The 8,992-nt window shown below is 72.9% G+C and carries 9 protein-coding genes; 4 read left to right on the forward strand and 5 right to left on the reverse strand.

The genetic code is table 11. From position 1 onward, the window contains the following. Window positions 1–28: 28 nt before the first annotated feature. From AB0N16_RS37075 to AB0N16_RS37090, 4 genes are all read right to left on the reverse strand, one after another. Window positions 29–955, reverse strand: coding sequence for an NAD(P)-dependent oxidoreductase (locus AB0N16_RS37075; RefSeq protein WP_365804625.1), 927 nt, complete (start codon window positions 953–955; stop codon window positions 29–31). 370 nt (window positions 956–1,325) lie between these two features. Beyond that, window positions 1,326–2,336, reverse strand: coding sequence for a LysR family transcriptional regulator (locus AB0N16_RS37080; RefSeq protein WP_365804627.1), 1,011 nt, complete (start codon window positions 2,334–2,336; stop codon window positions 1,326–1,328). Between the two features lie 101 nt (window positions 2,337–2,437). Next, the gene (locus tag AB0N16_RS37085; RefSeq protein ID WP_365804655.1) at window positions 2,438–2,899 is read right to left on the reverse strand and encodes a DoxX family protein; all 462 of its coding nucleotides are present in this window, start codon (window positions 2,897–2,899) and stop codon (window positions 2,438–2,440) included. Window positions 2,900–3,374: 475 nt separating this feature from the next. Continuing rightward, window positions 3,375–4,439, reverse strand: a complete 1,065-nt coding sequence (locus AB0N16_RS37090; protein ID WP_365804629.1) for a Ku protein — start codon at window positions 4,437–4,439, stop codon at window positions 3,375–3,377. A 52-nt stretch (window positions 4,440–4,491) separates the two neighbouring features. Here AB0N16_RS37090 and ligD point away from each other — a divergent pair, with 52 nt between their 5' ends. Beyond that, window positions 4,492–5,373 (forward strand): non-homologous end-joining DNA ligase, encoded by an 882-nt coding sequence (gene ligD, locus AB0N16_RS37095; protein WP_365804631.1) that lies wholly within the window; start codon window positions 4,492–4,494, stop codon window positions 5,371–5,373. A 33-nt stretch (window positions 5,374–5,406) separates the two neighbouring features. Here ligD and AB0N16_RS37100 read toward each other — a convergent pair whose 3' ends face one another. After that, on the reverse strand, window positions 5,407–6,210 hold the full coding sequence (locus tag AB0N16_RS37100) for a nuclease-related domain-containing protein (RefSeq protein WP_365804633.1): 804 nt from the start codon (window positions 6,208–6,210) through the stop codon (window positions 5,407–5,409). A gap of 101 nt (window positions 6,211–6,311) precedes the next feature. Here AB0N16_RS37100 and AB0N16_RS37105 point away from each other — a divergent pair, with 101 nt between their 5' ends. The 3 genes from AB0N16_RS37105 to AB0N16_RS37115 all read left to right on the forward strand — a co-directional run bounded on the left by AB0N16_RS37105 (window position 6,312) and on the right by AB0N16_RS37115 (window position 8,899). Further along, complete coding sequence (locus AB0N16_RS37105) at window positions 6,312–6,818, forward strand: dual specificity protein phosphatase family protein (protein ID WP_365804635.1); 507 nt, start codon at window positions 6,312–6,314, stop codon at window positions 6,816–6,818. Window positions 6,819–6,929: 111 nt separating this feature from the next. Continuing rightward, on the forward strand, window positions 6,930–7,673 hold the full coding sequence (locus AB0N16_RS37110; RefSeq protein ID WP_365804637.1) for a hypothetical protein: 744 nt from the start codon (window positions 6,930–6,932) through the stop codon (window positions 7,671–7,673). Next, window positions 7,670–8,899: a HAMP domain-containing sensor histidine kinase gene (locus AB0N16_RS37115; RefSeq protein WP_365804639.1), complete on the forward strand. Its 1,230-nt coding sequence runs from the start codon at window positions 7,670–7,672 to the stop codon at window positions 8,897–8,899. The genes AB0N16_RS37110 and AB0N16_RS37115 overlap by 4 nt, the downstream gene beginning before the upstream one ends. Window positions 8,900–8,992 lie beyond the last annotated feature (93 nt).

Genomic DNA, 8,992 nt, shown 5'->3' on the forward strand with positions numbered 1-8,992 from the left:
AGCCCGTGCACAGGGCTTGTGTGGCTGGTCAGGCGGCGGTGTACACCGCGGCCAGATCGTCGTCGGCGTGCCTCGCCGCGGCGTGCCGCCAGCGGGGCAGCAGCGCCTGGGTGAGCGCGAGTTCGGTACCGCTGGCCTGCGCGGCCTGCACCGCCAGCTCGGCGTCCTTGAGCGCGTGCTTGAGCGCGAACGCGGGGGTGAAGTCACCGGTCAGCATGGTGGTGGCCTTCTGCACGGCGTATGGCGCCCCGAGCGGCGTCGACTGCAGCAGGTCCACGATCGCGGTCGGGTCCAGACCGAGCCGGCGGGCGAAGGAGAGAGTCTCCGCGGTGGTCTCGGCGAGGTCGACGAGCCAGTTGTTGAGCACCAGCTTGGCGCTGGTGCCGGCGCCGGCCGGGCCCAGCCAGACGGTGGCCCTGCCGACGGCGCCGAACACCGGGGCGAGGACGTTCCGCATCCGGTCCGGACCGCTGGCCAGCACGATGAGCTGCCCGGCCCGGGCCGGGCCCTCGCTGCCGGAGACCGGGGCGTCCACGAACGTCACCCCGTGGCGGGCGGCGAGGCGGCCGAACCGGGCCGTCCAGTCGGCTCCGACGGTCGCCATCTGCGCCCAGACCAGCCCGGGTGCGTCGGCCAGGAATCCGTCGGGCCCGGTGGCCGCCTGTTCGGTGGCGGGACCGTCGGCCAGCATGGTGACGAGGATTCCGGCGCCCCGGACAGCCGCCGCCGCACTGGGCGCTACGGTGGCGCCCGCGCCGGTGAGGGGTGCGGCGCGGTCGGCGGTCCGGTTCCACACCCGTACGTCGAAGCCGGCGCGGGCCAGATGGGCGGCCATCGGGCCGCCCATCCGGCCGGTGCCGACGAACGCGATCGGCGGCGTCGACGGTGCGGGGCGGGCGGGGCGGTCGGCGCGGTCGGGGGCGGTGTCCTGTCGTGCGGTCGTTCCGGTGCTCATGGCGTTCCCTCCGGCGGTGGTGGGGTGGGTACTTCGACCCTCGCAGCCGCGGAAAGCCGCTGGTAGTGGCCTCACCCTTGCCGGGGTACAAGCCGGGCTTGTACCGGATCGCAGGCATCGACGGACGGACAGGCCAAGCGGCCGAACGACCGAACCGCACCGCGGCCACGCCCGGATCGACCCGAGCCGGTGGACGGTCCTGCGCACGAGGCCGACACCGAGAGCCCGACAGCCCGACAGCCCGCAACGCGCCACGTAGAGCGGCCACGACACACACCAGCGACAACGGCCCGTGACAGCCGTGACACCCGTGACGGGCCGTGACACCCGTGACAGCCGCAACGGCGATCCGAGACCGCGCTACGACCCCCTACCGCCCCCGGTCAGTGGGTCCGGTCGCGCGACGGTGCTGGTGCTGATGCTGGTGCTGGTGCTGGTGCTGGTGCTGGTGCTGGTGCTGGCGGGTCAGGATGTGGGCGAGCAGGTCGCGGGCCGCGCCGCTGGGTGGGGCTGTGGCGCCGTCCCAGACGGCGCGCAGGGTCCGGCGCAGGTCCAGTTCCGGTGTCTGGACCGCGACGAGCCGGCCGCTGGCCAGGTCGTCGGCGACGGCGAGTTCGCTGATGACCGCGGGCGCCGCACCGGCCAGCGCGGCCGAGCGGATCGCCGCGGTGGTGGACAGCGACAGCGCCGCTGGGGCCTGCGGGACACCGGGGCCGAGTACGGCGGTCAGCGCGGCGGTGAAGGTGTCCCGGGTACCGGAGCCGCTCTCCCGGCTCACCAGCGGGGTGCCGGCCAGTTCGGCGGCGCCGACGGGCCGACGGCCTGCCCACGGGTGGCCTGGCGCGACGACCACCGTGAGCCGGTCGTGGCCGACGGCCCTGCCGTGCAGCCCGGCGGGCTCGCGCGGGCCCTCGGTGAAGCCGATGTCGGCGAGGCCCTCGGTGACATGGGTGATGACCATGGCGGTGTTGGCGTAGGTCAATACGATCTCCGGGGCGTGCCTGCCCTGCGGGGTCTCCGCGCGGAAGGACGCCAGCCAGCCGGGCAGGAGCATCTCGGAGATGGTCGAGCTGGCGCTGACCCGGAGCCGGGCCCGCTGGCCGGCCCGCAGTGCCGTGATCCCGGCGTCCATTTCGGCCGCGACGTTCAGCAGCCGGGCGGCCCACTCCGCGATCATGACGCCTTCGACGGTCAGGCTGGACCCGCGCGGAGTCCGGTGCACGAGGGTGACCCCGGTCTGTGCCTCCATCGCGCGGATCCGCGCCGAAACGGCCTGCTGACTCACGCCGGCCTTGCGGGCGACGCTGTTCAGGCTGCCTTCCCGAGCGACCCCGAGCAGGAGTTCCAGGGCGGCCAGGTCGGGGATATGCGTGCTGAGCATCGTCCCAGCCCTCCCAGCTGTGAGCCCGGGCTCTTGCCCCTCAAGCGTACGACCACCACCACGGCCCCCGACCGTGGTGGCGATCCGCCGTGGGGACGCGTTCAGATGCTCAGTGCGATCGCGGCACCGATACCGCCCAGACCGAGCGCGACGGCGGCAGCGGGCCAGCCGCCCGAGCGCCACGGGAAGAACCGGTCGACGGACACCCGGCCCGGGCCGATGGCGGCGAGGGCGAGGGCGACGATGCAGATGGCGACGCTGTACTCGACTCCGCCGTTCTGGATCCACAGGCCGTGGGCACCGCTCACGGTCACCATGGCGTTGATCATCACGCCGATGATGGCGGCGGACGCCAGCGGAGTGAACAGTCCGACGGCCAGACCGAGGCCCCCGGCGAGTTCGGAGAGACCTCCGATCACGGCGAAGAGCTTTCCCGGGTGGTAGCCGAGGGCGTCGAAGCCTCTGCCGGTGGCCGCCAGGCCCGGCCCTCCGAAGATGCCGAACAGCTTCTGCGCACCGTGGCCGGCCATCAGCAGCCCGAAGGTCAGCCTGATCAGCAGCAGCCCGCACTCACCGGCGGAGAGCCGGCGAGCCCTACCGGCGGCGGGTGTCCCGCCCGGCGGGCCCGAGGCGGCCCTGGCCGGATCGGCGGGCCTGCGGACCTCCGTCACGGGGCCCGCGGGGGCGCGTGCCTGGGTCAGTGACAGGACGTGAGTTCTACCGAAGGGGTGGAAATGCAGAGCGCGCATGACAATGCCTTCACAGGTGAGAACGAGCCGGTCTGCGAGCCGGTCTGCCCGCCGCGTGGCGACCCCTCCCTTATCACTCAGCATTGCGCCATTACCTCACCAGATCCAACCGATATGTTGAAATATGCATTATTTTGCTAGGCGATGACGAGCATGACGCGGCTCGGCGACCCTCGGGCACGGTGCGCGACCGAGGTCCGGGCGGCGTCGGAGAACGCATCGTGACGGGCCGTCAGAGAAGCCCGGACGCCCGTCGAACACGGCACCGCGACACCCGGCGAGGGCGTTTTCACGCGGAGCGCTTGCGAGATGAAACCGCCTTCTTGGCCGGCGACTTCTTCGCCGTCGTCTTCTTGGCCGTGGACTTCCTGGCCGTTGACTTCCTGGCCGTGGTTTTCTCGGTCGTGGACTTCTCGGCGGACGTCTTCGCGGCCGTCGCTCTCTTCGCGGTCGTCGCCTTCGCGGTCGTCGCCTTCTTCGCCGCCGTCTTCTTCGCCGCCGTCTTCTTCGCCGCCGCCGCCCTCGGCCTCTCGCTCGGCATCGGCGTGACCTCAGCCTCCTCGCCCCGCGGCTCCTCGCCCCGCGACTCCTTCGCCGCGCGGACGCTCTTCTCCAGGGCCGCCATCAGGTCGAGCACCTTGCCGCCCTTCGCCGGTTCGGGGGTCTCCGGTGGGGCCTCGCCGGCCGCCTTCGCCGCGATGACCTCCTCCAGGGCCGCCCGGTACTCGTCGTGCAGGTCTTCCAGGTCGACCTCGCCGAGGGTGTCCATCAGGGCGTCCGCGAGGTCGAGTTCCTTGTCGCGGACGGTGACGTCGACGTCGGGGGCGACGCCCTCCGGAGCGCGGACCTCGTCCGGCCAGAGCAGGCCGTGCATGGCGATGGCGTCGCCGACCACCCGGAGCATGCCGAGGCGTTCCCGGCCGCGCAGCGCGTATTTCGCGATGGCCACCTTGTGGCTGCGTTTCAGGGCCTCGCGGAGCAGCGTGTACGGCTTCGCGGCGGGGGCGCCGGAGGCCGCCAGGTAGTACGCCGCGTCCATCTGGAGCGGGTCGATCCGGTCGGCCGGGACGAAGGCGACGATCTCGATGGTGCGGGCGGTGGGGAGGGGCAGGTGGGACAGGTCGTCGTCGGTGATCGGGATGATCGTGCCATCCGCGTCCTCGTACCCCTTGCCGATCTCCGACTGGGTGACCTCGCGGTCCTCCAGCTCGCAGACCTTGCGGTAGCGGATCCGGCCGTTGTCCTCGGTGTGGACCTGACGGAAGGAGATCGAGTGGCTCTCCGTGGCGTTCACCAGCTTGATCGGGATGCTGACGAGACCGAAGGAGATCGCGCCGTTCCATATGGATCGCACCTGCGGCTTCCTTCCGTCCGGATACCCGTCGTTTGTATGAGATTGTCATCGTATGACGCCGATCGCAGAGGTGGACGGACGGAGGGTCGCGCTCAGCAACCTGGAGAAGGTGCTGTATCCGGCGAGCGGGTTCACCAAGGGCGAGCTGCTGCACTACTACGCGACGTCGGCCGAGGTCCTGCTGCCGCATCTGCGGGACCGGCCGGTCTCGTTCCTCCGGTACCCGGACGGTCCTGACGGCCAGGTGTTCTTCACCAAGAACGTGCCGCCGGGTACGCCCGAGTGGGTCACCACCGCCGAGGTGCGCCGGTCGGAAGGGGCGGCCCGGATGGTGCTGGTGCAGGACCTGCCGAGCCTGATGTGGGCGGCGAACCTGGTCACCGAGTTCCATACGCACCAGTGGCTGGTGCGGACGCCGGACGAGGCCGACCGGATCGTCTTCGACCTGGACCCCGGGGCTCCGGCGACGGTGGTGGAGTGCTGCGAGGTCGCCCTCTGGCTGCGGGAGCGGCTGGCCGCGGACGGGATCGAGGCGCACCCCAAGACGGCCGGGTCGAAGGGGCTGCATCTGCTGGCCGGGGTGCGGGGGGCGTCCAGCGAGCGGGTGAGCGAGTACGCGAAGGAGCTGGCCGTGGCGGCGGAGCGGGCACTGCCACGACTGGTGGTGCACCGCATGACGCGGAGCCTGCGGCCGGGGAAGGTGTTCGTGGACTGGAGCCAGAACGCGGGGCGGAAGACGACGGCGACCCCGTACACGGTCCGGGCGCGGCGGGAGCCGATGGTGTCGGCGCCGGTGACCTGGAAGGAGGTCGCGCAGTGCCGGCGGCCGGAGGACCTGGAGTTCCGGGCCGGGGACATCGCGGGACGGGTCGAGGAGTACGGGGACCTGCTGGCGCCGCTGCTGGACACGGGACGGGCCGCGCCGCTGCCGTGAACGGGGGGCTCCGCGGGCCGCACGGGCCGGGAGTTACAGCCTCCCCCACGTGTTGCGGTCCCGCGCCATCGCGTGCAGTGCCTCGACGTCCGCCGGTTTGAGGACTCCGCCCAGGCGGGACAGGCCCTCCAGGTCCCGGTCACGGAGGACGCGGACCTCGCGGGGAGGGACCGCCAGCACGACGTCCGCCGGGTCGGTCAGGGCCAGGACCGGGTGGACCTCGGCCGTCAGGGCGTAGGAGGCCCGGTCGGCGTCCGCGCGCAGGCGGCGCAGCAGCGGCCGGGATTCGCGGCGGCCCAGGGTGACCATCGGGTCGGCGACCAGGACCTTCTGCTTGCGGGCGTAGAGCGCGTGCACGCAGAAGAGGCCGCCGGGGCCGATCAGCAGATGGTGGAGGCGGTCGCCGCCGGGGAGCGGGACGGAGTGCAGGGCGTGCCAGCCGGCGCCGTCCAGACGGTCCAGCGCGTCGCCGACGGTCTGCTCGGCGGTCAGGGCGCGTCGGCGCGGGTCGGGGCGGAGGCGGTGGGCCGGGCCGGGGTCCCGGTCGAGAGCGATCAGCAGCGCCTCGCCGGGGCGGTTGGGCGCGAGGTCGTCGTCGGGGTGCAGGGTCAGCCGCGCCAGTTCGGCGGGGGTGGGCACCGGTGGCGGCCCGATCGTGACCGGGCCGGTCAGGAACGGCCGCAGGGTTTCGAGTACGTCGTCCTGGCGCTCCTCGCTGAGCAGGTTGACCCGGCCCGCCGCACGGTCGTACCAGGCGATGTTCCGTCCGTCCGTGAGGCAGACGTACAGCCGTTCCCGGCCCTGGCGCCAGGTCGGCACGACGCGCAGTCCGCTCATTTCGGCATCACCCCTCGACCATGGGAACAGGCGGGGTGCTCCGCGGGCAAGAACCCCGCTACCTTTGACAGGGGGTTGGCGCGCGCAGCGGGGAGGCGCCGGTGCGGATCCATGGGGAGCAGTACGACGTTCCGGCTCCGGACAGCCCGTGGAGCGAGGTGCTGCCCGGACTGTGGATGGGCGGCCACGAGTTCCGGGGGCGTGCGGGGCGGCTGGAGCCCGCTGTCGTACGGGACGAGTTCGATCTGGTGCAGAGTCTGCTGCGGCTGCCCGGGCACGGGCCGGACACCGGGGTCGAGCATCAGGTGTGGCCGATTCCCGACGGGCCGCTGGACGGTACCCAGTTGGCGGGCGTGATGCGCCTCGCCCGGGCCGCCAGCGACGCCCTGGACACCGGCCGGTCGGTACTGGTGCGCTGCTACAGCGGGTACAACCGGTCGGGGCTGGTGATCGCGCACGCGCTGGTGCACCGGGGGCGTTCGGCCGAGGAGGCGATACGGCTGGTGCGGGCCCGGCGCTCGCCCTGGGCGCTGCACAACGAGCTGTTCGTCGCCTATCTGCGGGCCGGGCTCTCCACCGCCCGGCTCCTCGAGGAACTCGCCGAGTAGCCTCTCCCCTGCACCGGCCACCCCGGGGTGCAAAAAGGACTTCCCTACGAATCTGCGAATAAGGTGTACGGGGCCCCGAGACCCTCACCCCCCGAACCGCCCAGGAGCAGCGTGCCGACCCGTCGTCCCGTCCGTCAGGCCCTCGCCGCGGCCGCCGTCGCCCTGCTGGCGACGGCGGTGGCCGGTTGTGGCGACTCCGGCGGGCTCCAGGCAGCCGGGGCCACCCCGACCGCGGTCAGCCCCGTGAAGCTCTGGCCCGACCTTCGGCCGGCGTCCAGCCCGGCCTGGCCCTACGACGAGGGCAGCGCGCAGACCGTCAAGGGCGTCACGGTTCCCGGCGACGACATCCGCAGGGTCGAGCCGGTGGCCGTCGTACGGGCGGAGATCGCCTCGGGCTCGGCGGACTACGGATCGAAGGGCGCCTACCACGAGACCTCGAACCGGATGAAGGAGTGCGCGGCCGGGGGCGGCGGGGCGCGGTGTCCGCTGCTCAAGCCCTACTACCGGGATCTGACCGGGGACGGGCGGGAGGAGCTGACGCTCGGCTTCCGGTTGTATCCGACCAACCAGACCGCGCTGCGGGTGTACACCGTCGAGAAGCACCGGCTGGTGGAGGTGCTGGAGGACGACGACGCGATCATCGGCGTCGAGCTGGCCGGGCGGACGGTCATCGTGCGGTCGCCGGCCGGGATCACCGGGTACGAGTACCGGACGACCTGGGTGTGGGATCCGGAGCAGAAGGCGATGGTGTTCTCCCGGGACGAGTTCCTGCGCACCGGCAAGGCACGCCACAGCCGGACGCCGGCCCCCTCCGCCTCCTCCCCCGCTGCCGCCGCCTCCGCGAGTGCGGGATGAGGCTCCCCCGCTGGGCCGGGACGCTCGCGGCGAAGTCGGCCGCGTTCATTACGGTGATGTGCTGTGCGCTGGCCGCGCTGCTCGGCGTGCTCGTGCATGTGTCGGTCACCGACCAGACCGTCGCACAGGCCCGTGACCAGGCACTGTCCCGGCTCGCGGACGCGACGACGGCGTACGAGGCGGGCGACGCGCTGCTGCCGGGCTCCGCGATCGACCCGGCGGGGCTGCCGCCGCGGCTGCGGGCGCTGGCGGTGGCCGGAGAGCGCGGCACGATGGTCACCAGGGACGACGGTCGCCCCACGATGTGGGCGGCGGGCCCGGCCGACCGGAACCAGGCGCTGGCGGTGGCCGTCGACTACTCCCAGCAGGCCCGTACGATCGACGGCCTCGACCGCTCCATCGTGTGGTCGTCGGCCCTCGCCATCGGGGCGACGCTGCTGGTCGGCGCGTTCGCGGTGACCCGGGTGAGCCGGCGACTGCACGGCACCGCGCAGGTGGCGCGGCGGATCAGCGCCGGCGACCTGGACGCGCGGGTGCACGATCCCCGGACGAAGGACCCGACCCGGCCGCAGGACGAGGTGGCCGCGGTCGCCGCGGCGCTGGACGGGATGGCCGCGTCGCTGCAGCGCAAGCTGCTGAGCGAGCAGCGGTTCACCGCCGACGTGGCGCACGAACTGCGGACGCCGCTGACCGGGCTGCACGCGGCGGCGGAACTGCTCCCTCCGGGCCGGCCCACGGAACTGGTGCGGGACCGGGTCGCCGCGCTGCGCACGCTCACCGAGGACCTGCTGGAGATCTCCCGCCTCGACACCGGCCGGGAGCGGCTGGAGACCGACGCGGAGGCGCTGGGCGCGCTGGCCGAGCGGGTGGTGCGGGCGTCCGGGACGGAGACCGAGGTGAAAGTCGTACGGGACGTGTGGGTGGAGACGGACCGGCGGCGGCTGGAACGGGTGCTGGGCAACCTGGTCGCCAACGCGCACCGGCACGGGCGGGCGCCGGTGGTGCTGACGGTGGAGGGGAAGAAGGTCACCGTACGGGATCACGGGGGCGGGTTCCCCGAGTACCTGGTGGCCCACGGCCCCCAGCGGTTCCGGACGGAGGGCGCCACCAAGGGGCACGGGCTGGGGCTGACGATCGCGGCGGGGCAGGCGGAGGTGCTGGGCGCGCGGCTGTCGTTCGGCAACGCGATCGACGGCGGGGCCGTGGCGGTTCTGACGCTCCCTTAGGGGTGGCGAGGATGCGATCGCGGCCGCGGGTGCGTCGTGGCTTGTCGCGCAGTTCCCCGCGCCCCTCAGGTAGGTGCACCGGGCCTACCTGAG

Origin of the sequence: Streptomyces sp. NPDC051105, from assembly GCF_040682795.1 — a bacterium.
Taxonomy (GTDB): Bacteria; Actinomycetota; Actinomycetes; order Streptomycetales; family Streptomycetaceae; genus Streptomyces.